Here is a 27,000-nt window from a genome sequence, read left to right on the forward strand (position 1 = left end):
GGACATCACGTGATCTCGTCGACATCGACGACAGTATCTGCAGGTCGGCGCAACATGAGGATGCCCTGATTTGTGGATTTGCCGGGGTGCTGACTTATCGTTCTGCTGAGGGGCCGACCCACAACAGTCGCCCCTGCCCGAAAACACTCGGCTATCGCCTCGGAACAGATCGTCCACCAGGAGTAGCCGGAGCCCCATCGGAGTGCGTGGTTCAACGGCGAACCCGCTCTCGCATCGCCCCGCGGTGGCTCGTTCTTTTCTCGAACGAGGTCGAATCTCCGCGGATCTTGGCTCGACTCGTCAGTTAGGCAAGACACATGCAGCTTCCCGGTCACCGGTACCCATCAGCTCGAGGCCTCTACGACCCGGCGAACGAACACGACTCCTGTGGTGTCGCGTTCGTGGTCGACATGCACGGACGTCGTAGTAGGGACATCGTCGACAAGGCGATCACCGCGCTGATCAACCTCGAACACCGCGGCGCTGCGGGCGCAGAACCCAACACCGGTGACGGTGCCGGCATCCTGATCCAGGTTCCGGACAAGTTCTACCGCGCCGTCGTCGACTTCGAGCTGCCGCCGGAGGGTTTCTACGCCACCGGCATCGCCTTCCTCCCGCAGGCACGTGTCGCGTCCGAGGAAGCCTGCGCAGGAGTCGAGCGCGTCGTCGTCGAGGAAGGCCTCGACGTTCTGGGGTGGCGCGACATCGACACCGACGACGCGTCGCTCGGTGCCCTGGCCCGCGATGCCATGCCGACCTTCCGCCAGCTGTTCGTGGCATCGCCCGACCGTTCCCTCTCGGGAATCGATCTCGAGCGGCGAGCCTTCGTCGTGCGCAAGCGCGTCGAGCACGAGCTCGGCCTCGAGGGCCCGGGCAAGGACGGCCCCGGCCGCGAAAGTGTCTACTTCCCGTCGCTGTCCCCGTCGACCATCGTCTACAAGGGCATGTTGACGACGCCGCAGCTGCGTGGCTTCTACCTCGACCTGCAGGACGACCGGGTCGAGAGCGCGCTGGGCCTGGTGCACTCGCGTTTCTCCACCAACACGTTCCCCTCGTGGCCGCTGGCGCACCCGTTCCGCCGTGTCGCGCACAACGGTGAGATCAACACCGTCACCGGCAACGAGAACTGGATGCACGCCCGCGAGGCGCTCATCGAGTCGGACGTCTTCGGTGGACCCGAGAAGCTCGAGAAGATCTTCCCCGTCAACACGCACGGAGCATCGGACACGGCCCGCTTCGACGAGGTGCTCGAGTTCCTGCACCTCGGCGGACGCAGCCTGCCGCATGCCGTGCTGATGATGATCCCCGAGGCGTGGGAGCACCACGACAAGATGGATCCCGCCCGCCGGGCGTTCTACCAGTACCACTCCACTCTCATGGAGCCGTGGGACGGACCGGCCTCGGTGTGCTTCACCGACGGCACGGTCATCGGTGCGGTCCTCGACCGCAACGGCCTGCGCCCCAGTCGCCTGTGGGTCACCGACGACGGCCTGGTCATCATGGCGTCCGAGGTCGGCGTGCTGGACATCGAGCCGTCGAAGATCGTGCGCAAGGTCCGCCTGCAGCCCGGCCGCATGTTCCTCGTGGACACCGCGCAGGGCCGGATCGTCAGCGACGACGAGATCAAGGACGAGCTGGCTGCGGAACACCCGTACCAGGAGTGGCTCGACGAGGGCCTCATCAGCATCGACGAGCTGCCCGAGCGCCCGCACGTCCACATGACGCACGACCGTGTGCTGATCCGTCAGCAGATCTTCGGATACACCACCGAGGAGCTGAACATGCTCGTCGCGCCGATGGCGAAGGCGGGTGCCGAGGCGATCGGGTCGATGGGAACCGACACGCCCGTAGCTGTGCTGTCGAACCGTCCCCGCATGTTGTTCGACTACTTCTCGCAGCTCTTCGCGCAGGTGACCAACCCGCCGCTCGACGCGATCCGCGAGGAAGTGGTCACCAGCCTGGGCGGAACCATCGGTCCCGAGCGGGATCTGCTGCAGCCCACTGCCGAAGCGTGCCGTCAGATCGTTCTCACGTCACCGATCCTGCACAACGACCAGTTGTCGAAGTTGGTGCACATCAACGACGACGGTCTGCAGGACGGACTCCGCTCCGTCGTCGTCCGCGGCCTCTACCCGGTGGCGGAAGGTGGTGAGGGACTTCGTCGTTCGCTCGAAATCATCCGTTCGCAGGTGTCCGCAGCCATCGCCGGCGGCGCACGCATCGTCATCCTGAGTGACCGTGAGTCGAGCGAGAAGTTGGCGCCGATCCCCTCGCTGCTGCTGACGTCGGCCGTGCACCACCACATGATCCGCGAGAAGACCCGGACCAAGGTCGGTCTCATCGTCGAAGCGGGTGATGCTCGCGAGGTGCACCACATGGCGACGCTCGTCGGATTCGGTGCGGCAGCGGTGAACCCCTACATGGCGTTCGAGTCGATCGAGGACATGATCGACCGCGGCAACCTGCAGGACATCGACTACGACACCGCGGTGAAGAACTACATCAAGGCGGCCGGCAAGGGCGTCCTGAAGGTCATGTCGAAGATGGGTATCTCGACGCTGGCGTCCTACACCGGCGCCCAGCTGTTCCAGGTCATCGGCCTGTCGCAGGAACTCGTCGACGAGTACTTCTACGGCATCGCGTCGCCCCTGGGCGGGATCGACCTCGACCAGATCGCCGCCGACGTGTCCGTGCGACACGGAGTCGCCTACCTGGACAACAAGTTCGAGCGCGCGCACCGCGAGCTCGAGACCGGTGGCGAGTACCAGTGGCGTCGCGAAGGCGAGTACCACCTGTTCAACCCGGACACCGTCTTCAAGCTGCAGCACGCCACCCGCACAGGCCAGTACTCCGTGTTCAAGGAGTACACCCGGATGGTCGACGACCAGTCGGAGCGTCTGGCGTCGCTCCGCGGACTGTTCCGCTTCAAGACCGAGGGTCGCACCGCGATCTCGATCGACGAGGTGGAGTCGGCGCGCGAGATCGTCAAGCGTTTCTCCACCGGCGCGATGAGCTACGGCTCGATCTCGGCGGAGGCGCACGAGACTCTGGCCATCGCGATGAACCGTCTCGGTGGACGTTCGAACTCGGGTGAGGGCGGCGAGGACGTCGCCCGCTTCACGCCCGACGAGAACGGCGATTCCCGTCGGTCGGCCGTCAAGCAGGTCGCGTCGGGACGATTCGGTGTCACGTCGAACTACCTGACCAACTGCACGGACATCCAGATCAAGATGGCCCAGGGTGCGAAACCGGGTGAGGGCGGCCAGCTTCCGGCTCACAAGGTGTACCCGTGGGTCGCCGAGGTCCGGCACTCCACGCCGGGGGTGGGGCTCATCTCACCGCCGCCGCACCACGACATCTACTCGATCGAGGATCTCGCTCAGCTGATCCACGACCTGAAGAATGCCAATCCGCAGGCTCGCATCCACGTGAAGCTGGTCTCCGAGGTCGGCGTCGGAACGGTCGCCGCCGGTGTGTCCAAGGCACACGCGGACGTCGTGCTGATCTCCGGCCACGACGGTGGGACGGGCGCTACGCCGCTGACTTCGGTCAAGCACGCGGGCGCTCCGTGGGAGCTCGGCCTGGCCGAGACCCAGCAGACGCTGCTCCTCAACGGTCTCCGTGACCGCATCGTGGTGCAGGTGGACGGTCAGCTCAAGACCGGCCGCGACGTCATGGTCGCTGCTCTGCTCGGCGGCGAGGAGTTCGGTTTCGCCACCGCCCCGCTGGTGGTCTCGGGCTGCATCATGATGCGCGTGTGCCACCTGGACACCTGCCCCGTGGGTGTCGCGACGCAGAACCCGGTGCTGCGCAAGCGGTTCGCCGGCCAGCCCGAGTTCGTGGAGAACTTCTTCCTCTACATCGCCGAGGAGGTTCGCGAGCTGCTCGCGGAGTTCGGTTTCCGCACGCTCGACGAGGCCATCGGCCAGGTCGCGCTGCTGGACACCACGGCCGCCAAGGAGCACTGGAAGGCGTCGAAGCTCGACCTGTCGCCGATCCTCGACGTTGCCGAGTCCGCGTTCATGAACCAGGACCTGTACTGCACGGGCACCCAGGATCACTCGCTGGACAAGGCGCTGGACCAGCAGCTGATCGTCCAGAGCCGCGACGCTCTGGACAAGGGCGAGAAGGTCGAGTTCGCCACGCGGATCACCAACGTGAACCGCACCGTGGGCACGATGCTGGGTCACGAGGTGACCAAGGCGTACGGCGCCGACGGTCTGCCGCAGAACACGATCGACATCACGTTCACCGGTTCGGCCGGCAACAGCTTCGGTGCGTTCGTGCCGAAGGGAATGACGCTCCGGCTCGAGGGCGACGCCAACGACTTCGTCGGCAAGGGCCTGTCCGGTGGTCGACTGATCGTCCGCCCCTCGCGGGATGCGAACTCCGATTTCGTCGCGGAGAACAACATCATCGCGGGCAACGTGATCCTGTTCGGCGCCACCGAGGGCGAGGCTCTGATCCGCGGCGTCGTCGGTGAGCGTTTCGCCGTCCGCAACTCGGGTGCCGTCGCGGTGGTCGAGGGTGTCGGTGACCACGGGTGCGAGTACATGACCGGTGGCAAGGTCGTGATCCTCGGTGAGACGGGCCGCAACTTCGGCGCCGGCATGTCCGGTGGCGTGGCGTTCGTCTTCGACCCGAACTCGACGTTCGAGGACAACCTCAACACCGAGCTCGTGGACATCGAGGATCTCGAGGGTGACGAATTCGCGTGGCTCAAGGACGCGATCACTCGTCATCGCGAGGAGACCGGGTCCGAGGTTGCCGAGCGCATCCTCGCGGACTGGTCCCAGCAGGTGAATCACTTCGTGAAGGTGATGCCGCGCGACTACAAGAAGGTACTGCTCGCGATCTCCGAGGCCGAGAAGAACGGCGCGGACGTGGACGAGGCGATCATGGAGGCAGCTCGTGGGTGACCCGCAAGGATTTCTGAAGAACACGTCACGAGAGCTGCCGAAGCGGCGTCCCGTGGACCTGCGCCTGATGGACTGGAAGGAGGTGTACGAGGACTTCTCCGCGGACACCCTCCGCACCCAGGCCAGTCGGTGCATGGACTGCGGCATTCCCTTCTGCCACAACGGTTGTCCCCTGGGGAACCTGATTCCCGAGTGGAACGACCTGGTCTACAAGGACCGGTGGCGCGAGAGCATCGATCGTCTGCACGCGACGAACAACTTCCCCGAGTTCACGGGTCGGCTGTGCCCGGCTCCGTGTGAGGCATCGTGCGTCCTGGGCATCAACCAGGACCCGGTGACCATCAAGCAGGTCGAGGTCGAGATCATCGACCGCGCCTTCGACGAGGGCTGGGTCCAGCCCGTCTACCCGACGTACCTGACCGGCAAGAAGGTCGCCGTCGTCGGCTCGGGTCCCGCGGGACTCGCTGCCGCACAGCAGCTCACGCGCGCCGGTCACACGGTGACCGTGTTCGAGCGGGCGGACCGTATCGGTGGCCTGCTCCGCTACGGCATCCCCGAGTTCAAGATGGAGAAGCGCCACATCGATCGCCGGTTGGCGCAGATGGAGGCCGAAGGCACCATCTTCCGCACCGGCGTCAACGTGGGTGTCGACATCACCGCCGAGGAGTTGCGCGCCGAATTCGACTCGGTCGTTCTCTCCGGTGGAGCCACCAAGGCTCGCGATCTCGAGGTGCCCGGCCGCGAGTACGGCGGAATCCACCAGGCAATGGAATTCCTGCCGTGGGCCAACCGAGTGCAGCTCGGTGACGACGTGGTGGACGACTACGGTCAGCCGCCCATCAGCGCCAAGGGCAAGAAGGTCATCATCATCGGTGGCGGCGACACCGGCGCGGACTGCCTCGGTACGTCGCACCGCCAGGGCGCCGCGAGCGTGCACCAGTTCGAGATCATGCCGCGACCGCCCGAGGAGCGCGCCGGATCCACGCCGTGGCCGACGTACCCGTTGGTCTACCGCGTGTCCTCGGCTCACGAGGAGGGCGGCGAACGCGTCTTCTCCGTCAACACCGAGCGCTTCACCGGTGAGAACGGTTACGTCACCGGACTCGACGCGCACGAGGTCGAGTTCAAGGACGGTCGCTTCGCCAAGGTCGAGGGCTCCGACTTCCATCTCGAGGCCGACATCGTCTTCCTCGCCATGGGATTCGTCGGACCCGAGCAGCCGGGACTGCTCACCGATCTCGGTGTCGACCTGAACGAGCGTGGCAACGTCGCCCGCACCGATCAGTGGAACACCAACGTCGAAGGCGTGTTCGTCGCCGGAGACATGGGTCGCGGTCAGTCCCTCATCGTGTGGGCCATCGCGGAGGGCCGCTCGTGCGCCTCGGCCGTCGACACGTTCCTCATGGGCAAGACGGCACTGCCGGCGCCGATCGTCCCGACGCAGGCGCCCCAGCGCTGACGGAGTTCACACTCCCGAACGACCACAACGCCCCCTGCAGCGACGCTGCAGGGGGTGTCATCGTGTGAGCTTCAGCGTGATCGGCGGAACAACGCCGCAGCGGCTGCCCCGGCGATCAGCAGGATGACGACCGTGGCGCCGGAGGCTGCGACGATGCCGTCGACGTACGCCTCGCGTGCGCGACCGGCGAGGTCGGCACCGAGGTCGGGATCGAGTTGCCGTGCGTCCGACAGGGTGGCGGCGAGAGTGCCGTCGCCGGCCGCATCGGCCGGACCCAGCACGATGCGGTAGGTGGCGACGCTGATGGATCCGAGCACCGCGATGCCCAGTGCGCCACCGAGTTCGGCGCCCGTCTCCGACACCGCGCCGGCTGCGCCGGCCTTCTCCGGAGCGGCGGTGGCCAGCACGCGATCGGACCCGAAGGTGGTTCCGGTACCGACACCGACCGCGGCGATCACCATGCCGCACAGCAGGATCGCCAACGTCGCACCCGACCCGACACTCGACGGGACCGCCACGAATCCGATGACGACCGCGCCCAGCACCATCACCGAGATGGCGCCGACCAGGATCACCGACGGTCGGCGGCGCTTCATGATCAGCGGCGCGCTCAGGGACGCGGCGGCCGTCGCTATCGCAGGGATCAGGGACCACAGGCCGGCCTCGAGGGTTCCGAGGCCCATGACGAGCTGGAGATACTGCGACAGCATCAGATTGAAGCCGGTGATGATGAAGACCGAGACCAGGATGACGATCACCGCGACCGAGAAGGCCGGGGTGCGGAACAGGTCGAACTCGATGACCGGGTGCGTGCTCGCGCGTTGACGTCGGACGAACCACCAGCCGACCACGAGCCCCACCGCGAGCGCGGCGGCCACCTGCCAGTCGAGCCCGCTCTGCGCAGCGTGCTTGAGCGCGTACACGATTCCCAGCATGGCGACGATGGACGCTGCGACGGCGGGGAGATCGAAACGGCCCGGAGCGGGGTTCTTGGCTTCGGGGAGGATCAGCGGCGCCGCGATCAGGAGAACGATCATGATGGGGATGTTGATGAGGAAGACCGAACCCCACCAGAAGTATTCGAGCAGAGTGCCGGCGATGACGGGCCCGAACGATCCGCCCCCGGCGAACCCGGCGGTCCAGATGCCGATGGCAACGCCGCGCTGCACGGGATCGACGAACAGTTTGCGCAACAACGACAGTGTCGACGGGGCAAGCGTCGCACCGCCGACGCCCAGCAACACCCGGGACGCGATCAGTGCTTCGGGTGAGTGCGAGAACGCTGCGGCGACGGAGGCGATGCCGAAGACCAGCGAGCCGATCATCAGCAGCCTGCGGGTGCCGATGCGGTCACCGAGCGACCCCATCGTGACCAGGAGGCCGGCCAGCATGAAGCTGTAGATGTCGAGGATCCAGAGCTGCTGCGAACTGCTCGGCTGCAGATCCTCGGTCAGGGAGGGTAGCGCCAGGTAGAGCACCGACATGTCCATCGACACCAGCACGATCGGCACGACCAGCACCGCGAGACCCCACCACTCGCGACGCCCTGCCCGCTCGGTCGTGGTGTCGGTGTCGGTGCTGGACATGCGTGGTCCGTTCTTCGGTGCGTGTGGGGTACACCTTGATGGGAACACACGGACGGGGTCGACAGAGAATCGACGTCGTCGACGAGAGGGGTCGGACATGCAGGTCGCAGTACTGGGCATCGGAACGATGGGCGCGGGCATGGCGGGGTCGCTGCTCCGCGGCGGCCACGAGGTGACCGTCTGGAATCGCAACGCCGAGAAGGCGCGGCCCCTCGAGGAACAGGGTGCGACCGTCGCGTCGGATCCGCAGTCGTGTGTCGAGGGCGCCGACGTGGTCGTCACCATGTTGTTCGACGAAGCGGCCACGGCCGACACCGCGGAGAAGTTTCTCTCCGCCATGCGCCCCGACGCGGTGTGGCTGCAAAGCGCGACCGTCGGTCCGGCCGGGGCACGCCGCCTGGCAGACCTGGCTGCGGCGCGCGAGCGGGCTTTCGTCGACTGCCCGATGCTCGGAACCAAGGCGCCCGCGGAGTCGGGCAAGCTCACTGCCCTGATCTCGGGATCGGCAGAGACGATCGAGACCGTCCGGCCGGCACTGGAGTCGATGACGGTGAAGACGGTGACGGCGGGCAGTGAGCCGGGTAGCGCCAGCGCCCTGAAGCTGGCCTGCAACGCCATGGTGGCCACACTGACAGCGGCCACCGCACAATCCGTGGCGATGGCCTCCGAGCTGGGCCTCGACCCGGCTCTGGTGCTCGAGGCGCTCGACGGCGGGCCGGTGAACGCGCCGTACACCCAGTCCAAGGGGAAGGCCATGATCGCCGGTGACTTCACACCGTCGTTCGGAGTCGACGGCGTGGTCAAGGACGTGAGTCTGATGATCGACGCCGTTCCTCCGCGAACCGGCCGACTGCTCGAGGCGATCCGCCGCGCGTACGTCGACGCCGGCACCTCCGGGCATGGGGCGGACGATCTGTCGGCCGTCGTCACGGCGTTCGAGGCGGATCGGGAATCTCAGGACTGAATCGGTACCACTCCGTACGTTGTGACCGATCATGTCCAACAGTGCGACAAAAACACGGTCATTGTCATCGACACCGACTTGTGCTGTACTTCTGTCCGACAAGGAAGTCACCAGCGCAAGGCGGTTGCAGTCATGAGCGTTCTCGACAGGGTCCTCGACAAAGCTCGGGCGACGGTCCCGATGGACAAGCAGGTCCAGGGCCTGCGTCTGGCGCAGAAGGCCAAGAGGCTCGTGCTGGGGGAGCGCCAACCGACGTTCGTCGAGGACGTGATCCCTGACGTCGACGGGCTGGATCTGACCGAGATCGACGTCAGCAATCCCTTCCTGTACGGCCAGGGGAAGTACGACTCCTACTTCGCCCGCCTGCGGGACGAGGCACCGGTCCACTACCAGGCCCACAGCGCATTCGGGCCGTACTGGTCGGTCACCCGGTACGCCGACATCCTCGCGGTGGACAAGGACTTCGAGACGTTCTCGGCGGAGCCGCAGATCGTCATCGGCACGCCGCCGGAGGGCCTGGACGTCGAGATGTTCATCGCGATGGACCCGCCACGTCACGATCGACAGCGTGACGCGGTGCAGGGTGTCGTGAGCCCGCGGAATCTCGAGGAGATGGAAGGCCTCATCCGCTCACGCGTGCAGGAGGTGCTCGACGAGCTCCCGGTCGACGAGCCTTTCGACTGGGTCGACAAGGTGTCCATCGAGCTGACCTCCCGGATGCTCGCGACACTTCTCGACTTCCCGTACGAGCAGCGCCGCAAGCTCGTGTACTGGACCGAACTCGCAGCTGCCAGCGCCTCGGCTACCGGGGGCTCGAACGACATGGACGAGGTCTACCGGGGAGTGGCCGACATGGCGCGCAGCTTCAGCGAGTTGTGGCACGACAAGGCCGCGCGGCTCGCGGCGGGCGAGAAGCCGGGGTACGACCTCATCACCTTGATGCAGATGTCCGAGGACACCAAGGACTTGATCGAGCGGCCGATGGAATTTCTCGGCAACCTGACCCTGCTCATCGTGGGCGGCAACGACACCACGCGGAACTCGATGACGGGCGGCGTGTACGCACTGAATCAGTTCCCGGATCAGTTCGATCGGCTGCGGTCGGACCACGGCCTCGTCCCGAAGCTGGTCAACGAGATCATCAGGTGGCAGACCCCGCTGGCACACATGCGTCGGATCGCGACCAAGGACACCGTGTTGAACGGCCAATTCATCCGCAAGGGCGACAAAGTTGTCATGTGGTACGCGTCGGCCAACCGTGACGAACGGACGTTCGAGAATGCCGACGACTTCGTCATCGACCGCCCGAATGCGCGCCAGCACCTGTCGTTCGGAATCGGTGTCCATCGATGCATGGGAAGCCGGCTGGCAGAGATGCAGCTCCGGATTCTCTGGGAGGAGTTGCTGGCGCGGTTCGAGGACATCGAGGTACTCGGTGAACCCGGATACCTGCAGTCGAACTTCGTCAGGGGCTACACCGAGATGATGGTGACCCTCACACCGATCGGTCGTCCGCCCCGGTCCGGTGCCCGTCGCCGCGACCGATCCGCCGCGTCGCGCCGCGCCCCCGCTGTCACCTCGGTCGGCGAGTTCACGGCCCGGGTCGCCGGGCGCCGCGAGGTGGCCGACGGAATCGTGGAACTCACGCTCAGCGACCCGGCGGGCGCGACCTTGCCGTCCTGGACCGCCGGCGCCCATGTCGACCTCGTCCTCGACAACGGACTGGAACGGCAGTACTCGCTCTGCGGAAGCGCCACCGACACATCGTCGTGGACAGTCGCGGTTCTCCGCGAACCGAACGGCCGCGGCGGATCGGCGTACGTCCACGACATCCTCGTGGACGGTGCCACCGTGCGAGTGCGCGGTCCGCGCAACAACTTCCGACTCCTTCCGTCGCCGCGGTACCTGTTCATCGCCGGCGGAATCGGGATCACCCCGATCCTCCCGATGATCGACGCGGCCGAGGCGGTCGGCGCGGAATGGTCGTTGCTGTACGGCGGCAGATCCCGTGAGTCCATGGCGTTCCTCGACCGGCTCGAAGGTGATCCGCGGGTCACGGTCTGGCCGCAGGACGACAAGGGCCTGCTCGATCTGGCGTCCGCGCTCGGCATGCCGCTGCCGGACACCCTGGTCTACGCCTGCGGTCCCGGCGCGCTGCTCGACGCCGTGGAGGAACGGTGCGCGGCATGGCCTGACGGCAGCCTCCACATCGAGCGTTTCGCAGCGAAGAAAGTCGAGCCGGCCGAGGGTGCACTCGACTCGTTCGAGGTGGAGTGTTCGCGTTCCGGCGTGACGGTGTCGGTACCTGCGGGTGTGTCCGTGTTCGACGCGGTCGAGAGAGCAGGCGTCGACGTGCTCGGGTCGTGCATGGAAGGTGTCTGCGGAACCTGCGAGGTCGACGTCCTCGCGGGCACGCCCGACCACCGGGATTCGATCCTGACCGCGTCGGAGCACGAGCGAGGCACCACGATGATGCCGTGCGTCTCACGATCACTGTCCGCGAAGCTGATCCTCGATATGTGAGTCTGCGTCGTCACACCAGGGCGGAGACGACGCGGCGGATGCGGGTGACCGCCTCGTCGATCGAGACGGTCGGCTGCAGAAGGTGACTGAGCGTGAGTCGGACCACTGTGTCCACCGTCGCCTCGGCAAGACCGCGGCTCTCGGTGATCACCTGCACCGCCTGTTCGAGCACGGCGTCGCTGCGCACGGTGAGCAGTCGGAGCAGCTCCGGGTCGTGACCCGGGGTCAGGACGGCCTTCAGCACGGTGTTGTCCTGGCCGTGTTCGAGGACGTGCCGGACTCCGGCCGACAGACCGTCGACCACCGAGTCCGGCTGGGCGTCGAAGCTGTCGAGTACCCCGGCCATGAATCGCTCGACCTCGCGAGCGACGATCGCCTCGCCCAGTTCGGTCTTGGTGCCGACCTCCTTGTAGAGGCTCTGGCGGGGGATGCCGGACCGTGTCGCTACCCGCGTCATCGACAGTCGATCCCACCCCTCCTCGACGATGATGGCGACGCCGGCGTCGAGCAGGCGCTCCCTGCGCAGAGCGCGGAGTTCGTCGTAGAAGGCGGGTGCGTTCACCGTCTCAGCCTACGACACATCGCTGCCTACTGTTCTTCTCGAATACAGAACCGCGGTGGTTGTCCAGCTCCGTGACACTGGACGGGGGCGAATCCCGACCGCCGCGTCCCCGGTCGCCGTACGTTCGGGTGGACCGATGAGGACTAGCGGAACGAGGAACGACATGAGCGATCTACACGTGGTGGCGACGATCCCGGTGACCGAGGGATTCGACGAGGTGCTGCAGGCGATGCGTGAGTTCGCCGTCCTCACACGCGACGAGGACGGGTGCCTGGAGTACGACGTCTACACCTCGAACGCTGCGGCCGACACGATCGTGACCGTCGAGTTGTGGCGAGATCAGGCCGCGCTGGACGGGCACATGGCGTCGCCGCACATGGCCGACGTCATGGGTAAGCACGGCGCCAAGCTGGGGGCCCTCGCGATCCATCCGCTGACCCCCGCCTGACTCAGGCGTAGCGCGGTTCGTCCCGGTACGTCGAGGCGTCGTCACCCGGTTCGGACCGCGCGACCACGGAGTACACCACTCCGGCGACCGCGAGCAGCGCGACCATGACCAGCACGGCGAGCCAGCCCGTGGAGTCCATGGAGTCGGCAGCGATGCGCTCCAGACCGGCGGCCAGCCAGCCCACGGGCGTGAACGCCGCGGCCTTGCCGAAGATCGAACTGTCGGGCGAGGACACCAGTGCCCCACCGGCCAGAACCAGCTGGACCAGCAACAGAACGAAGTTGATCGACTGTCCGACGACGCGTCCGAAGGCCATCTGGATGGCTCCGGCCGCGGCGAGGAACGCCGCCGAGGACAGCAGCAGGAAGACGATGCCGCCGAGCAGCGAGCCGAAGCTCGGGCCGTCTCCGACGAACCAGTAGACGACACCGGCTGCCGCCGTGACGGCGACCGCTCCGATCACGGGCGCGAGACGCGCGATCCGGTCACGGCGGGTGAGCAGACGCATGAGGCTGACCGCAGCCGCGGCAGCAACCGCCACCAGCGCGGCGATCAGGTAGTAGCTGGACGTCGAGCTGCTCGAGACGACCATCGTCGTCTGCGTCCCGCCGTTGTCGTCCGTCGTCGTCGTGGTGGCCACGGCGTTCGCTGCGGGCAGCGAGGTCGTGGCCGTCTTCACGTTGGTCTGCAGGCTGGTGACGACACCCTGGATCGGCGCGATGCCGGTCGTGAGCTGGTCCGTGCCCGCCTTCAGCTGCTTGCCGCCGTCGTCGAGCTGGACGATGCCGTCGAGAAGCTGGTTCGAGCCGGTCGCCAACTGGTTGCTGCCGTCCACTGCCGTGGCGACGCCGGTGACGAACTCGCTCGACGGATCGTCGAGCTGGAAGGCGAGCAGCGCAGCGCCGTCACGCAGCTGGTTGATCTGGGAGATCGCGTCGGGACCTATGCCCTGGCGGTTCAGCTCGGCGATCAGGTCGCGCAGCTGCCGTGCGGCATCGGTCGTGATCGGGTTGTTCAGCGTCTCGATCGTGTTGGCCACATCGGCGATCGACGAGGTGACCTTTGCCTGCTTCTCACCCAGCGCGAGCAACGGCGTCGTCAACTGGTTCACGCCGCCGCTGATCTGCGACGCACCGTCACCGAGCTGCCCCACGCCGCCCTGGAGCTGCACCAGACCTGCTGCAAGCTGGGTGTTGCCGTCGGCGAGCTGGACGGTGCCGGTCCGCGCCTGGCCCAGCCCGTCGGACAGCTGCGTCACGCCGTCGGTCAGCAGCGGCGCCGAGTCGGTGAGCTGCGTCAGGCCACCGCTGAGGAGACTGAGCGGGAGCTGCGTCTGCGACAGCGCCGAGCGCGTCTTGGCCAGCGGATCCGCTGCAGCGGCGGTGCCACCGGTCTGATCGCCCGAGTCGGTTCCTGCGTCGCTCGAGCTGGTGGACGACGACACCGGTTGGACGTCGCGTCCGCTGAGGGAGGCGAAAAGGCCGGCGAGGATCAACGGGAGCGCGATCACCAGGATGACGATCACGGGCCGCGACAAGGTCGAGGCGAGACCGGATCGCTGAGCGCCGTGTGCAGTGGAAGAAGTCATGATGAGCCTCAGGCTAACGGGTGGACGACCGTGGTCGACACCGTGTGCGAGGCCGTCGACGCGTCCGTACTACCCGTGACCTGGCCGATTAAGAAGTCGGTGAGGATTTGCCGCGGTGCCGGGGGAGCAGATCCCACACGTGCGCCGTTTCGTTGATCGACGCTACCGTACGCCTTCCGCTGCGCGAGAACAGTATTCGGGTCACCGAGCAGTAGTCGATCGGGAAGGTCAACGGCATCTGCGTGCCCAGCAGGTGGTGCAGGTAGATGTTGATCACACCGCCGTGCGCGAACGCGGCGACCGTGTCGTCGTGATCGGCATCGTCCGCGACGGTCGCGATGTCGGCCAGCACCCTCCCGGAGAAGGCGTCCGCGTCGACCGCGCTGGGGAGGTGTCCGGCCTTGATGCGCGCGAACTCGTCGGGGAACGCCTCACGTGCCTCCTCGATGGGCAGGTAGCCCGGGAAGTCACGGTCGTACTCCGCGAGCCCGTCGAACACGTCCACGGGCAGGCCGGTGTGCGCAGCGAGCGGTTCCGCGGTCTGCCTCGCCCGCAGCTGCGGGCTGCTGACGATGCGGGCTACCGGGTAGTGCAGCAGCCCCTGCGGCACCGTGGCCGCCTGCTCGTGGCCGAGGGACGCGAGCGACGGGTCGGCGTCGGCGTCGGAACGCACGGGGAGAGCATGGCGGATCAGCAGCAGTTGCACACCGGACACTGTCGCACGAGTTCAGTCACGACTGTCCAGTTCTGCCACCAGGCGCTTCGGCGCTGTCCTCCGATACGACATGTCCAGCAGCTCGGCGACCTCGTCCCAGTCCGGTCGGCCGATCGTGAGGTCGAGGCCCACCCACCCGCCGGTAGCGGTGTAGGCCGGCTCGAAGAATCGCTCGTCCCCGAGGAGGGCGGCTCGCTCGTCGGCGTCGGGAAGGATCTGCAGCGACCTGTCCCACCGGGTCGACCGGTGCTCGCCCTTCACAGTCGCCCCGTAGATCGCAAAGACCTTGACCGTGACGAAGTTCGGGCGTCCGTGTGACACCTTCTCGCCGGCACCCGGTAGCCGGAGGGCCAGCTCGCGCACTCGACTCAGCAGGGGATCGCCGTCGTCGAATCGCACCGGATGCGCCATGACCGAGAAGACTAGGCGCTCGGGCGGTCGATCGACATCACGACGTGGTCGGTGGGGTCGATCGGGTTGTCCGGAGTCAGGTGGGCGTCGGCGACGCGTCGGAAACCGGCCTTCTCCAGCGCCCGCCACGAGGCGACGTTCCCGGCCGCCACCGGGACCACGATGCACGTCGCGGCCGGGTACCGCCGCCACGTGTCGGCGGTGAACGCCGCGAGCATGCGAGTTCCGAGACCGTGCCCGACCATCTGCGGCTCGCCGATCAAGTAGTCGACGGTGACGGCCTCCACGGGCACGGGCCAGTAGGGCGCCAGTTCGGTGACGTACTCGGGGTAGTCGTGCCAGCGAGCGCGCTGCAGCAGGCCGAACGCGGCGCCGTCCTCGAGGGTGAGATAGTCCTCGGACGGTTCCTCATCCCGCGCGGACGCCCCGAAGTCGCGGGCAACTGCCTCGGCGGTGAACTCGTGGTTCCACCAGCGCGCCACGTGAGGACGGGACAGCCACTGCGCGAGCAGCGGGAAGTCGTCCTCGGTGACCCGCCGGAACGTCAGCATGTCAGCGCATGGACACGAGTTCGGTCACGTCGTCGTACGGCAGATTCCCGTCGACCGTGGCCATGACCTGCATCCGGTTCAACAGGATGTAGCCGTCGTGGTTGTCGAGGAACGCCGTGTCGGCGGCGTCACGGCCGGTCGCGATGCGGACCAGGCTCTGGCGGGGAGCCAATCGGGTGGCGTCGACCACGCGCCACGCCCCGTCGACGTACGCCTCGGCGACGGCGTGGAAGTCCATCGGATCGCATCCGGGCGCGTACACCGCGACCAGCCTGGCGGGCACGGTCATCGCACGGAGCAGAGCCACGACGAGGTGCGTGTAGTCACGGCACACACCACTGCCGGCGAGGAGGGTGTCGGTGGCGCCGTCGATGGGGTCGCTGCTGCCGGGAACGTAGTTCAGGCGCCGACCGACCCACGCGGACACGCGTTCGAGCACGTCCGCGTCGGAGGTGTACTTACCGAATTCGGTGGCCGCGAATCCCAGGAACTTGTCCGACTCGCTGTAGCGACTGGGGCGAAGGTACGTCGACAGATCCCGCTCCACGACCGGTACGGGATCGGCGTCACCCTCGATCCGTGCGCGGTAGTCGACGATGAGAGTTCCACGGTCGCAATCGAATCGGTGGATGCGCCCGCCGGTCTCGGTGCGGATCACCGTCGGTGTGATGTCACGCCCGTCGAGACGGAACGACAGCGATTCGGTGACCGTCGTGCCCGGAAGTTCGGCCACGGCGATCTGGAACTCGAGGTTGCTGGGGTCGACGATCTGTACGTCGAGAAATGCCGATACGTCGCGCGTCACGATCGAATGATGCCATTGATCACGGGCGGAAGATCGCGCGGACGCAGCTGTCCTTCTTCTCCTTGAAAATCGCATACCCGGCAGGCGATTCCTCCAGGGACATGTCGTGCGTGATCAGGAACGTCGGGTCCAGTTCGCCGGACTGCATGTGGTCGAGCAGGGTAGGAACGTATCGCTGTCCGTGCTGCTGAGCGGAGCGCAGCGTGAGGCCCTTGTTCATGACCAGACCCATCGGAAATTTGTCGGTGACGCCGTAGACACCGAGCACCGAGACGATGCCGCCTTTCCGCACTGTTCGGATGGCCTCACGGAGGGCGGTCGCTCGGTCCGACTCGAGCCGCAACGCCTGCTTGGCCTTGTCGTACACCTGTCCGACGCCCGTGCCGTGGCCTTCCATCCCGACCGCCTCGATCACCGCGTCGGGTCCGTGACCGCCGGTCATCTCCCGGATCTCGTCGGTGACGCTGTCCGTAGAGGAGTAGTCGACGGTGTCGGCACCGAACTCCTCACGCGCCATGGCGAGGCGTTCCGGGATCCGATCGACGACGATGACGCGGCCCGCACCCATCAACTGGGCGCTGCGCGCAGCCATGAGTCCGACCCCGCCCGCACCCCACACGGCGACGGTCTCGCCGCCGGTGATCGAGCAGAAGTCCGCACCCATGTAGCCGGTCGGAACGGCGTCGGAGGCGAACAGTGCCTGCTCGTCGGTCACCCCGTCGGGAACCGTGAAGCAGTTCTGGTCGGCGAACGGCACGCGAATGTATCGAGCGTGCGACCCCTGATAGCCACCGAACGGATGCGTGTAGCCGTAGATGCCGCCGGTGGGATACCCCAGCAGCGGTCTCTGCAGATCGGCATTCGGGTTGGTGGTGTCGCAGAGCGAGTACTGCTCGTGATCGCAGTACCAACAGTTGTTGCACGCGATGAAGGACGGCACCACCACCCGCGTGCCGACGCTCGTGGCCGACACCTCGGCCCCGACCTCGACGACCCGGCCCATGAACTCGTGGCCGATGACGTCACCCTCCCGCATGCCGGGCAGGTAGCCGCTGAGGAAATGCAGGTCCGACCCGCAGGTCGTGGTGACCGACACCTCGATGATGGCGTCGTGCGGATTGACGATCACAGGATCGTCGACCGTCTCGACGGACAGTTGGTTCACACCGGTCCAGCAGAGTGCGCGCACGTCGGTCTCCTACTTCTCGCCCGGTCGGGCGGCCGGGGTGGGAACCAGCGTGGGTATCTCGCCGGTCTGCAGCAGGGCTCGGGCTCGATAGAGCACCTTGAAGGCCGCGACCCGTACAGCGACGTCGGGAACTACGGGGAGGGCCAGATCCAGCGTCACCTCGGTGCCCAGGTCGAGGGGGGCTTCGGCGAACCGGACGACGGCGAGGTCGGTGCCTCCGTCTGCTCGGGCGAAGCGCACGGTGTTCCCGTCCTCGGAGCGGGTGGTGTCGACGCTCGGGTCGTTACCGGACCCACCGTCGTCCGACGCACCGTCGAGTGTCCACACCACGACGTCGCCCTCACCAGGAGAGACCGTGGCGACGTCACCGAGCACGGACGACAACCGCTCGGTGTCCAGCCACAACCCGCGAGCCGTAGGGATGTCGACCGCGATCGTCAGCGTCACCGGCCCTGCGGGCTCCGTCTGGCCGCGACCGGTGACCTTCTGGACGGCCTGGCTGCTCAGGGCGGTCTCGGCCGCCGCCTTCACTGCGTTCCGCGCTGTATCGACGATGCTCACGTGCACTCCTCGGGTCTGCGTGAGCCCCGCATACCCGGCGATCGTCCCCGGAAACAGCCGCCGGGCGATCGGGTTCAGCTCGCCTGTCGAGCACCCTCGTCGTGCTGGGGCGGCGGTACGGATCCGAGTGCCCACCGGATCGCCGTCGTGACGGCCATTCCGCTGGCACGCACTGCCGTCGCCTCGGTGAGCGGCAGGTAGGGGAGCCGGAGAGGAAGTCGCGTCCACCAGGGCATCATCGACACCGCCACCGTGGACAGGAGCCCATAGGCCGGCCGTACCGCGAGCGGAATCGGCGGGTTGAGCAGGATGAAGCGAGCGGTGCTGCGTGCCGCGGCGGTGCCCTTCAGTTCCGGCCGGTAGAGGGCCAGCATCTCGTCCAGTTCGGCCACCGTCTCCGGAACGTCGACCGCTCCGAGCCCCCTCGCGACCCAGGCGGTCTCTCGCACGTACGCATCACGGCCGGCAGCGTCGAGTGGGTGCGCGCCGTAGCGGTCGTGCGCACGGAGGAAGCTGTCGATCTCGGCGACGTGGACCCAGCGGATCAGGTGGGGATCCGACGCCGCGTAGGGACGACCGTCCGGCGCGGTGCCGGTTATGCGTTTGTGCACCGCGTTGACGATGCGGATGGCTCGGTCGGCGTCCTCGATGGTGCCGAACGTGGTTTCGGCGAGGAAGGTGCTGGTGCGCTGCAGCCGTCCCCAGGGGTCGCCGCGGTACCCCGAGTGTTGGTCGACCGCCGCCATCGCGAGAGGGTGCAATGACTGCAGCAGGAGAGCGCGCATGCCGCCGACGAACATCGACGCGTCGCTGTGCACGTGATGCACCGCGGAGTCCGGGCCGTAGCGCCGGGGCCCGGTGGAGAGGTGGATGCGGTCGCGTCGTGCCGGGCCCTCGTCGCCCGCGATGCGAGCGAAGATGGTCTCGCCGACGCGCTGCTGGACGGAACTGAGAGGGTTCATCTCCCCAGTGTGCGCTCGCGCGGCGATCAGCCGACGGAGACAGTTCTCACCAGCGCCGCGACTCGCCGAGGCTGATCGATCATGGCGTGGTGGTGGGACGGCGACACCACGGCGAAGCGGCCGCCGAGGTAGCGGGCCAGTCGCTGCTGGCGGCGGAGCCACTGCGCTCCCCACGGCGTCCGGCGTCCGGTGTGCGCCGCGGCGACGACGACAGGAACTGCCGGCATCGGCGTCCGACGGCGAAGACGATTCAGCTCGATCGCCAGGTCGACGTAGACGGCGTACTCGACGGTCGCCGCTGTCAGGTAGGACGGTCGGCGATAGATGCGACGCAGGTCGTCGATCCTCTCGGGCGCATAGCCGTCGGGCGGGATCGCCTGCGTCAGCACGTGCCTGACCGCGTCGGCCAACAGCCACTGCACGCCGATCGCCGAGGCCACCCGCGCCAGCGCACGAGCGATCGGGATCCGGACAGCAGGAGGAACGAGAGCCCCCGGCCGCTTCTCGACGCTGGCATCGAGGAGCACCAAGCCTGCCGTCCGCTCAGGGCACAGGCGGGCGAATGCTTCGACGTAGAACCCGGCCATCGAGTGGCCGACCAGGACGACCGGATCGTCGATGCCCAGCGCGTCGAGCACCGCCTCGATGCGTCGGGCTTCCTCGTCGACGGTGGGTACGCGACCGGCGGGAAGGGGCTCGCTCTCACCGAACCCGGGTCGGTCGATGACGATGCTTCGACGGCCGGCGTCGGTCAGCAGAGCGGAAACGTCGATCCAGTCGTGCCACGTGGACGCCAGGCCGCCGCACAGGATCACGGGCGGGTGATCGGACTCCTCCGGCCCCGCCAGGACTACGTGTACCGACGTCCCGAGGACGTCGACGAACCGTCCATGGCTCGGTTTCATGTGAAACATTCCAGCGTTCACGTACGGGGTTTGGCGAGCGGAAACGCCAACGTCTCCCGGATGCTGCCGCCGGTGATGAGCATGACGACGCGGTCCACACCCATTCCCAGACCGCCCGTCGGCGGCATCCCGTGTTCGAGAGCCTGGAGGAAATCTTCGTCGAGTTCCATGGCTTCGGGGTCACCGCCCGATGCGAGCATCGACTGCTCGGTCAACCGGGCTCGCTGATCGACAGGGTCGGTCAGTTCGCTGTACGCGGTGCCGAGCTCGACACCCCACGCCACGAGATCCCACTTCTCGGCGACACCGTCGATGCTGCGGTGCGGACGGGTGAGGGGCGACATCGACGTGGGGAAGTTGGTGTAGAACGTCGGGAACTCGGTGAAGTCCTCGACGAGGTGTTCGTACATCTCCTGCGCGACCGCCCCCTTGTCCCACGTCGACTGATACGGAACGTCGTGGAGGTCGCAGAGCCGCTGGAGCTCTTCGAGGGATGTCTCGGGTCCGACGTCTTCTCCGATCTTCTCGGCCACGGCGCCGTGCATCGTCTTCACCGGCCACTCGCCCGAGATGTCGATCTCGGTCATCGTCCCGTCCTCGGCCGGGCGATAGATCACCTCGCGGCCGTAGGCCGCGGTAGCAGCTCGCTGAATGAGCTGACGGCACAACACCATTGCTTCTTCGTAATCGCTGTGCGCCTCGTAGGCCTCGAGGATCGTGAACTCGGGATTATGTTTGAAATCCGCGCCCTCGTTGCGGAACACCCGACCGATCTCGAACACCTTCTCCATACCGCCCACACACAGTCGCTTGAGATACAGCTCGGGCGCGATGCGGAGATACAGGTCGAGGTTGTAGGCATTGATGTGGGTGAGGAACGGAGCAGCATTCGCCCCGCCGTGGATCTGTTGCAGCACAGGTGTTTCCACCTCCATGAAACCACGCTCGCCGAGGGTGTCCCGAAGCGACTTCACGACGGCACTGCGGGCGCGCATCAGCTCACGCGCGCGAGGGTTGATCTCCATGTCGACGTACCGTTGGCGGACCCGCGACTCGGGATCGGTCAGGCCGCGGTACTTGTCGGGCAACGGATGCAGCGACTTCGCGTTCATCCGCCAGTCGGCGACCAGCAGAGCCAAGGCGCCGTTGCGGCTGCGTCCGACCACGCCGGTGCAGGAGATCAGGTCACCCAGATCGAAGTCGGAGGCGAACTGCGTCAGGCGATCTCGCCCGACACGCTCGCGGTCGAGCAGGATCTGCAGGTCACCGCTCCAGTCGCGGACCAGGCCGAACACGACGCCGCCGTAGTCCCGCACCCGCAGCAATCTTCCCGCGATCCGCACCGTCGTTCCCTCGGGTGACCGGGACGCATCGACGATCGTGTGGGTCGGTGGGTGTGCGGTGGGATACGCGTCGACACCGCTGCGGGAGAGCCGGTCCAGCTTGGCCAACCTGACGCGCACCTGCTCGGGACGTCGGGGTCCGGCGCGATCGACGGTGGCGACGTCGTCGGGCTCACTTCCGTCCGCGTGCAGCGAGCCCGCCTCGAGCAGTGCGGCCGGAACTGCCTCGCGGGTTCCGGTGTGTGCCTTCGCACCCAGGCCCGGCAGAGTCAGGAATCCTTCCGCGATGGCCGACGCCGTGCCCACCTTGGGCAGGTCGCGGTTGTCCTCGAAGCAGAGGTACCGGGGCACCCACTCGGGCTGGTACTTCAGGTTCGATCGGTAGAGGGCCTCGAGCTGCCACCATCGGGAGAAGAACACCAACGTCGAACGCCACAGGCGCAGAACGGGTCCCGCGCCGATCCTGCCACCGGCCTCGAAGACGGACCGGAAGACCGCGAAGTTCAGCGAGACCTTGGTGATCCCCACCGTGTCGGAGCGCGCCGCCAGTTCGGACACCATCAGCTCGACGGTGCCGTTGGGCGAGTGCGGGTCTCGGCGCATCAGATCCAACGATGCTCCGTTGCTCCCCCAGGGCACCAGGGACAGGGTGCCGACGACCCGGTTCTCGTCCAGCACCGCCTCGACGAGGAGGCAGTCACCGTCCAACGGGTCACCCAGGCGACCGAGAGCCATCGAGAACCCGCGCTCGGTCTCGGTGTCGCGCCACTCGTCGGCCCGCTCGACGATGGCCGGCCACTCCTCGTCGGGGATGTCCCGGTGCCGACGGATCCGTACCGTGACGCCTTTGCCTTTCGCGCGATTGACCGCCTGGCGGACGGGCCGCATCTCCGGCCCGTTCAGGGCGAAGGACCGCGTCTGGAGAATCGCTTCGTCACCGAGCTCGAGGACGGTCAGACCGGCTCTGCGGAACGCCGCGGCACCGGTCTCGCTCGCGCCCATCACCGCCGGGGCCCATCCGTACTGCGACGACATCTCGAGCCATGCCTCGATCGCGTGCGGCCATGCTTCCTGGTGCCCGATGGGGTCACCACTGGCCAGGCAGACGCCCACTTCGACGCGGTAGGTGATCGCCGCTCGTCCGTTGGGAGCGAAGACGACCGCCTTGTCGCGACGCGTCGCGAAGTAGGCCAACGAGTCGTCGTTCGCCGATCGAGCGATGAGCCCGCGCAATGCGGACTCGTCGGTGCCTGTCAGCGCGTTGGTCGCCCGCTGCGACCGGAACAGCGTCACCACGGCCGCTGCGAGAGCGAGGAAGGCGAACAAGCCGAGCAGGAAGTTCAGGAAACCGTGAGGCCGCCCGCTGAACTGCTCGTTGTCCACCAGAGCGAGGCCGGCCACCCTGTTCAGTGACCAGAGAAAAGCTTCTCCGCGGGGAAGGCTGCCGGGGAAGGCTTCGAGTAGCGCCCATCCGATCATGATCCCGACCGCCAGACCCACGGCGAGCACGCCGATCGCCTTCCAGCCCGCGCCCCGCCGAACCTTGGTGTCGAACTCCGGGCGTGCTGCCACCAGCAACGCGACGACCGCCACCTGCAGGGCCAGCCCGATCCACGACCCGGCGCTGCGGACGTCGTCGACAAGTGTCAGGACGTTGACGACCGCGGACGCCGTTCCGTACAGCACCGCGATCCACCAGGCGATCCGCTTGCGCGTGGAGAGGGCGGCGGCGACCAGTGCCAGCACCAGTCCGTACGACAGGCTCGTGTCCGGCGCATCGATGACGTAGGCGTCGATCCACTCCCGCGGCACACGCACGAGGGCGCGTAGTGCCGGCGACAGACTCCACAGCAGGACGATCGTCGCGTAGATGCCCAGTGCCAGACCCACGTGGTGCGGAACGTTGCGGAACCGGCCCTTGTGGCGAGAGCGTCGGTCCGCCTTGGCGACCCGCGTCGCGTCGGACAGCGGGGATGCCGTCTGGGTCGTGGACATGTGAGCTCCTCCTGCAGCGCGGCGTGCGAAGACAACTATGCAACGACTTGTCCCACGGCGCGTGGTTGTTCCGGCGACGTCGCCCCGGGAACCGGATCGCCGTCGGGTTCGTTGGCGGGACAGCACCGGTCCAACAGGACTTATCGGTCGAAAACGACGAAGGGATTCATCACCATGGGCGTCAGCTTGACCAAGGGCGGCAATGTCTCACTCACCAAGGCAGCACCGAACCTGACGGCCGTGTCCGTCGGACTGGGGTGGGATCTGCGGACCACCACGGGAACCGACTTCGACCTCGACGCCAGTGCGATCGCCCTGGGACCGGACAAGAAGGCTCCGGGTAACGAGTACTTCGTCTTCTTCAACAACCTGAAGACGCCCGACGGTTCCATCCAGCACACCGGTGACAACAAGACCGGTGAGGGCGACGGCGACGACGAGGTCATCGACGTCGACCTGGCCGCCGTGCCGTCCACCGTGGACATCGTGACGTTCCCCGTCTCCATCTACGAGGCGGATGCGCGCTCGCAGTCCTTCGGCCAGGTGCGCGGCGCGTACATCCGCGTCATCGACAAGTCGAACGGCACCGAGTTGGCCCGCTACGACCTCACCGAGGACGCCTCGACCGAGACCGCGATGGTCTTCGGCGAGCTGTACCGCAACGGCGCCGAGTGGAAGTTCCGCGCAGTCGGCCAGGGTTACGCCTCGGGTCTCGCGGGAATCGCACGGGACTTCGGCATCACCGTCTGACCTTCTCGCGGTCGGCCCTCCGCTTCATGCGGACGAGGCCGGCCGCGGCGATGGCAACACCGACGACCGCCAGCAGGTCGGACTCGGTGATGCCGTGGTAGCGGGTGAACACGACCAATACCCGCCCCTCGAGCGGGCCGTTGAAGAACACCTCGGCCACCGACGCGGTGAGCAGTGCGACGACCGACAGCGCGTTGGGGCGCGCGAGGCACCACGCGGACGCGGCGAACAGCGCGTTCAACACCACGAGCGAGTGGAAGATCTGGTTCATGCGGAGCGTCCGCCCTTCATCACAAGTACGTGGACAGCAGGCGGTGGCCACCTGCTGCTTTGGCTCGATACATCATCGAGTCGGCACCACGGGTGGCGCGTTCGATGGCCGAGGGACCGCTCTGCCACAACGGTGAGTCCGGGGTCAGGACGGCGACGCCCACACTGGCGGTCACCGGAATCGGATCTTCGCGATCGTGCACAGCGTCGTTGGTCCGGGCGACCACGGATTCGAGACTTCCCGCGGCATCGGTCATCACCGCCACGAACTCCTCACCGCCGGTCCTGGCGACGACTCCGTGGTCGGAGAACAGCTCGGCGAGCCGCTCGGCGAACAGCACGATGACGGAATCGCCCTGCTCGTGGCCGAATCTGTCGTTGACGCTCTTGAAACGGTCGATGTCGACCATGACGACGACGAGAGGAACGGATCGGTCGATCGCGGAGAGCCACAGGTCCTCCACGGAGTTCTGCAGCCCTCGACGGTTCGCCACACCGGTCAGCGAATCGATGTCCGACGCCTTCGCATCGGTGGAGACCAACGACCACGCGACGGACGCGAAGATCGAGACGCCGCTCGACGCGCCGGCCGCCACCAGGACGGCGGCGATGGCGTCGTACGGCCCCCATAGATCCTGGTAGTACGCCATCGCGCCGATCAGGATGATCACCGAGTTGGTGAAGGCGATGTGCACGACCAGGACTCGCGGACTGAGGAAGAACGTGCACAGTGCACCGTTGATCGCGAACAGGAACGTGCCGATCAGGGCCGACGTCGGGGTGTCGAGAAGGATGACCGACGTGATGCCCACGTCCCCGAAGATCAGGAAGCCGAGGAACTGCGCTTTCGTGTCCGGAACGGGTCCCGTCAGAGCCCAGACGATCACGGCGATCTGCAGCACCAGCACGACGAGGACCCATGCGATCTGCCAGGTTCCGGACGGACCGTTCGGGGAGAACAGCATCAGAATCGACACGGCGGCGTTCAGTAGGACTCCCGCGGCGAACACGGCACGGATCATTCCGTGGATCGGGCGGGTCGAGTGGTGCGTGAAGATCCAGTCGAAGTCGTGCGGGGTGGTCAACCAGCGGTGGACGACCCGGAGGGCACTGTCCCTCGGACGGTGCGTGAGAGTCGATCGCGTCGATGTCCGTCGCCCGCGGGAGCCACTGTGACGACCCTGCACTCGCTGCTCCCGGTACGCCCGAGGAAGGGGCGTCCGAGGACGGTGGGTCGGATGAGGCATGAAGCTGGACTCCTTCGAGTCTCTCGTGCGGCCCCCGACGCGGTGAGTGCACACTTTCGACGCCGTGATGACGGTACGGGCAGTGTTATGTGCGACTCCAGTGTACGTGCAGTTTGTTTGTGTGGGCGTTAACCGGTACATGCTCGGATTCCCACCCTGGAATCCCGCGTGGTCCGGCCACTACGATCGGCGGGTGACCGCGTCGTTTCCCGCACGCCTGCCCGTCGTCCTCGCGCCCATGGCGGGAGGTCCGTCGACTCCGGCTCTCGCCGCTGCCGTCAGCAACGCCGGTGGACTGGGGTTCCTCGCCGGAGCTCTACTGACCCCCGAGCAGCTCGACGAGCGGCTCACCGAACTCGAGAGCCTGACGTCCGCGCCGTACGGCATCAACCTGTTCCTTCCCTCCGCGCACATCGCCGTGACGGACGAGATGGAGGCGTACCGCCAGTCCTTGACCGCGCTTGCCGCCGAACTGGGCGTCGAGCCAGGCCCGGCCACGCCCGGCGCCGACGACATCGACGATGTCGTGGACGTCGTCTGCGCGCACCGGCCGGCGGCCGTGTCCGTCACCTTCGGTCGTCCCGGGACCGAGCTGACCCGACGAGTTCACGACATCGGCGCCCTGATGGTCGGCACTGTCACCTCGGTAGCTGAAGCGCAGATGGCCGTCGAGGACGGCGCCGACATGCTCGTCGTGCAGGGCAGCGAGGCGGGAGGTCATCGCGGAGTATTCACCGACGACACCGCGTCGATGCGCGGCGGACCCGCCATGTCGCTGGCGTCGTTGCTCGTCGCCGTCGGGCTGTCCGTGGAGGTCCCGCTGATCGCTGCCGGCGGCATCATGGACGGGTCTGCCGTGGTCTCCGCCCTCGGACTGGGGGCGGTCGCGGCACAGATGGGCACCGCGTTCCTGTGCTCGGACGAAGCCGGTACCACCGACGTCCACCGTGCCGCGCTGCTCGACCGGCGCTATCGGCGCACCGTCGTCACGCGGGCATTCTCGGGTCGACCTGCCCGAGGGCTGGAGAACGAGTTCGCGCAGACGCACACAGGGACCGCACCCGCCGGATATCCCGACGTCAACGCCATCACCGGTCCCATCAGGACGGCCGCGACGGCCGCCGGCCGCGCGGACGTTCCGAACCTGTGGGCTGGGACCGGCTGGCGCGCCGTTACCGCCGCGCCCGCCGCCGAGATCGTGGCGCGCGTCGTCGCGGAGATGGAGTCGGCCTAGTTCCGCCGTCTCA

Annotated in this window: 21 protein-coding genes; 7 read left to right on the forward strand and 14 right to left on the reverse strand. The window is 67.1% G+C overall.

The annotated features are described in order from the left end of the window. Positions 1-317: 317 nt before the first annotated feature. Together gltB and ASG64_RS14930 are read left to right on the forward strand one after the other, a co-directional pair. On the forward strand, positions 318-4,919 hold the full coding sequence (gene gltB, locus ASG64_RS14925) for a glutamate synthase large subunit (protein ID WP_056074231.1): 4,602 nt from the start codon (positions 318-320) through the stop codon (positions 4,917-4,919). Further along, positions 4,912-6,378, forward strand: a complete 1,467-nt coding sequence (locus tag ASG64_RS14930; protein ID WP_042573491.1) for a glutamate synthase subunit beta — start codon at positions 4,912-4,914, stop codon at positions 6,376-6,378. The genes gltB and ASG64_RS14930 overlap by 8 nt, the downstream gene beginning before the upstream one ends. A 71-nt stretch (positions 6,379-6,449) precedes the next feature. Here ASG64_RS14930 and ASG64_RS14935 read toward each other — a convergent pair whose 3' ends face one another. After that, positions 6,450-7,964, reverse strand: a complete 1,515-nt coding sequence (locus tag ASG64_RS14935) for an MFS transporter (RefSeq protein WP_056074232.1) — start codon at positions 7,962-7,964, stop codon at positions 6,450-6,452. Here ASG64_RS14935 and ASG64_RS14940 point away from each other — a divergent pair. Both ASG64_RS14940 and ASG64_RS14945 read left to right on the forward strand, forming a co-directional pair. After that, a complete protein-coding gene (locus ASG64_RS14940; RefSeq protein ID WP_082518486.1) occupies positions 7,963-8,928 on the forward strand; it encodes an NAD(P)-dependent oxidoreductase in 966 nt (321 codons plus the stop codon). The two genes, ASG64_RS14935 and ASG64_RS14940, sit on opposite strands and share 2 nt — an antisense overlap. A gap of 132 nt (positions 8,929-9,060) precedes the next feature. Continuing rightward, positions 9,061-11,451 carry a cytochrome P450/oxidoreductase gene (locus tag ASG64_RS14945; RefSeq protein WP_056074234.1) on the forward strand — a complete coding sequence of 797 codons (2,391 nt, stop codon included), beginning with the start codon at positions 9,061-9,063 and terminating at the stop codon, positions 11,449-11,451. Positions 11,452-11,461: 10 nt separating this feature from the next. Here ASG64_RS14945 and ASG64_RS14950 read toward each other — a convergent pair whose 3' ends face one another. Beyond that, positions 11,462-12,013 (reverse strand): TetR family transcriptional regulator, encoded by a 552-nt coding sequence (locus ASG64_RS14950; protein WP_056074235.1) that lies wholly within the window; start codon positions 12,011-12,013, stop codon positions 11,462-11,464. A gap of 163 nt (positions 12,014-12,176) precedes the next feature. Here ASG64_RS14950 and ASG64_RS14955 point away from each other — a divergent pair, with 163 nt between their 5' ends. Beyond that, positions 12,177-12,461 (forward strand): putative quinol monooxygenase, encoded by a 285-nt coding sequence (locus ASG64_RS14955; RefSeq protein ID WP_042573496.1) that lies wholly within the window; start codon positions 12,177-12,179, stop codon positions 12,459-12,461. 1 nt (position 12,462) lies between these two features. Here the strand turns inward: ASG64_RS14955 and ASG64_RS14960 are convergent, their stop codons facing one another. The 10 genes from ASG64_RS14960 to lysX form a co-directional block, all read right to left on the reverse strand. Beyond that, complete coding sequence (locus ASG64_RS14960; protein WP_082518448.1) at positions 12,463-14,049, reverse strand: hypothetical protein; 1,587 nt, start codon at positions 14,047-14,049, stop codon at positions 12,463-12,465. Between the two features lie 88 nt (positions 14,050-14,137). Beyond that, positions 14,138-14,755 carry a histidine phosphatase family protein gene (locus tag ASG64_RS14965; protein ID WP_056074427.1) on the reverse strand — a complete coding sequence of 206 codons (618 nt, stop codon included), beginning with the start codon at positions 14,753-14,755 and terminating at the stop codon, positions 14,138-14,140. 21 nt (positions 14,756-14,776) lie between these two features. Continuing rightward, a complete protein-coding gene (locus ASG64_RS14970; protein ID WP_056074237.1) occupies positions 14,777-15,175 on the reverse strand; it encodes an MmcQ/YjbR family DNA-binding protein in 399 nt (132 codons plus the stop codon). An 11-nt stretch (positions 15,176-15,186) separates the two neighbouring features. Next, positions 15,187-15,726, reverse strand: a complete 540-nt coding sequence (locus ASG64_RS14975; protein WP_056074238.1) for a GNAT family N-acetyltransferase — start codon at positions 15,724-15,726, stop codon at positions 15,187-15,189. Position 15,727: 1 nt separating this feature from the next. Beyond that, on the reverse strand, positions 15,728-16,531 hold the full coding sequence (locus tag ASG64_RS14980) for a transglutaminase-like domain-containing protein (RefSeq protein WP_056074239.1): 804 nt from the start codon (positions 16,529-16,531) through the stop codon (positions 15,728-15,730). 19 nt (positions 16,532-16,550) lie between these two features. After that, positions 16,551-17,720: a zinc-dependent alcohol dehydrogenase gene (locus ASG64_RS14985; RefSeq protein WP_056074240.1), complete on the reverse strand. Its 1,170-nt coding sequence runs from the start codon at positions 17,718-17,720 to the stop codon at positions 16,551-16,553. A gap of 9 nt (positions 17,721-17,729) precedes the next feature. Further along, positions 17,730-18,281: a hypothetical protein gene (locus tag ASG64_RS14990; protein WP_156388385.1), complete on the reverse strand. Its 552-nt coding sequence runs from the start codon at positions 18,279-18,281 to the stop codon at positions 17,730-17,732. Between the two features lie 74 nt (positions 18,282-18,355). Then, complete coding sequence (locus ASG64_RS14995) at positions 18,356-19,243, reverse strand: oxygenase MpaB family protein (protein ID WP_056074242.1); 888 nt, start codon at positions 19,241-19,243, stop codon at positions 18,356-18,358. Positions 19,244-19,269: 26 nt separating this feature from the next. Beyond that, positions 19,270-20,148, reverse strand: a complete 879-nt coding sequence (locus ASG64_RS15000) for an alpha/beta fold hydrolase (protein WP_235579595.1) — start codon at positions 20,146-20,148, stop codon at positions 19,270-19,272. A 17-nt stretch (positions 20,149-20,165) separates the two neighbouring features. Beyond that, positions 20,166-23,459 carry a bifunctional lysylphosphatidylglycerol synthetase/lysine--tRNA ligase LysX gene (gene lysX, locus ASG64_RS15005; protein WP_442971155.1) on the reverse strand — a complete coding sequence of 1,098 codons (3,294 nt, stop codon included), beginning with the start codon at positions 23,457-23,459 and terminating at the stop codon, positions 20,166-20,168. A gap of 201 nt (positions 23,460-23,660) precedes the next feature. Here lysX and ASG64_RS15010 point away from each other — a divergent pair, with 201 nt between their 5' ends. Further along, on the forward strand, positions 23,661-24,236 hold the full coding sequence (locus tag ASG64_RS15010; RefSeq protein ID WP_042573509.1) for a TerD family protein: 576 nt from the start codon (positions 23,661-23,663) through the stop codon (positions 24,234-24,236). On the opposite strand, the gene ASG64_RS15015 is transcribed toward ASG64_RS15010, so the two are convergent. Together ASG64_RS15015 and ASG64_RS15020 are read right to left on the reverse strand one after the other, a co-directional pair. Beyond that, entirely contained in the window at positions 24,226-24,507 is a 282-nt protein-coding gene (locus ASG64_RS15015; protein ID WP_056074244.1) for a hypothetical protein, read from the reverse strand. The two genes, ASG64_RS15010 and ASG64_RS15015, sit on opposite strands and share 11 nt — an antisense overlap. A 19-nt stretch (positions 24,508-24,526) precedes the next feature. Continuing rightward, entirely contained in the window at positions 24,527-25,591 is a 1,065-nt protein-coding gene (locus ASG64_RS15020; RefSeq protein WP_056074245.1) for a GGDEF domain-containing protein, read from the reverse strand. A 355-nt stretch (positions 25,592-25,946) separates the two neighbouring features. On the opposite strand from ASG64_RS15020, the gene ASG64_RS15025 reads away from it, so the two are divergent. Then, on the forward strand, positions 25,947-26,987 hold the full coding sequence (locus ASG64_RS15025) for an NAD(P)H-dependent flavin oxidoreductase (RefSeq protein ID WP_235579596.1): 1,041 nt from the start codon (positions 25,947-25,949) through the stop codon (positions 26,985-26,987). Positions 26,988-27,000 lie beyond the last annotated feature (13 nt).

The organism is Rhodococcus sp. Leaf247, from assembly GCF_001426185.1.
GTDB lineage: Bacteria > Actinomycetota > Actinomycetes > Mycobacteriales > Mycobacteriaceae > Rhodococcoides.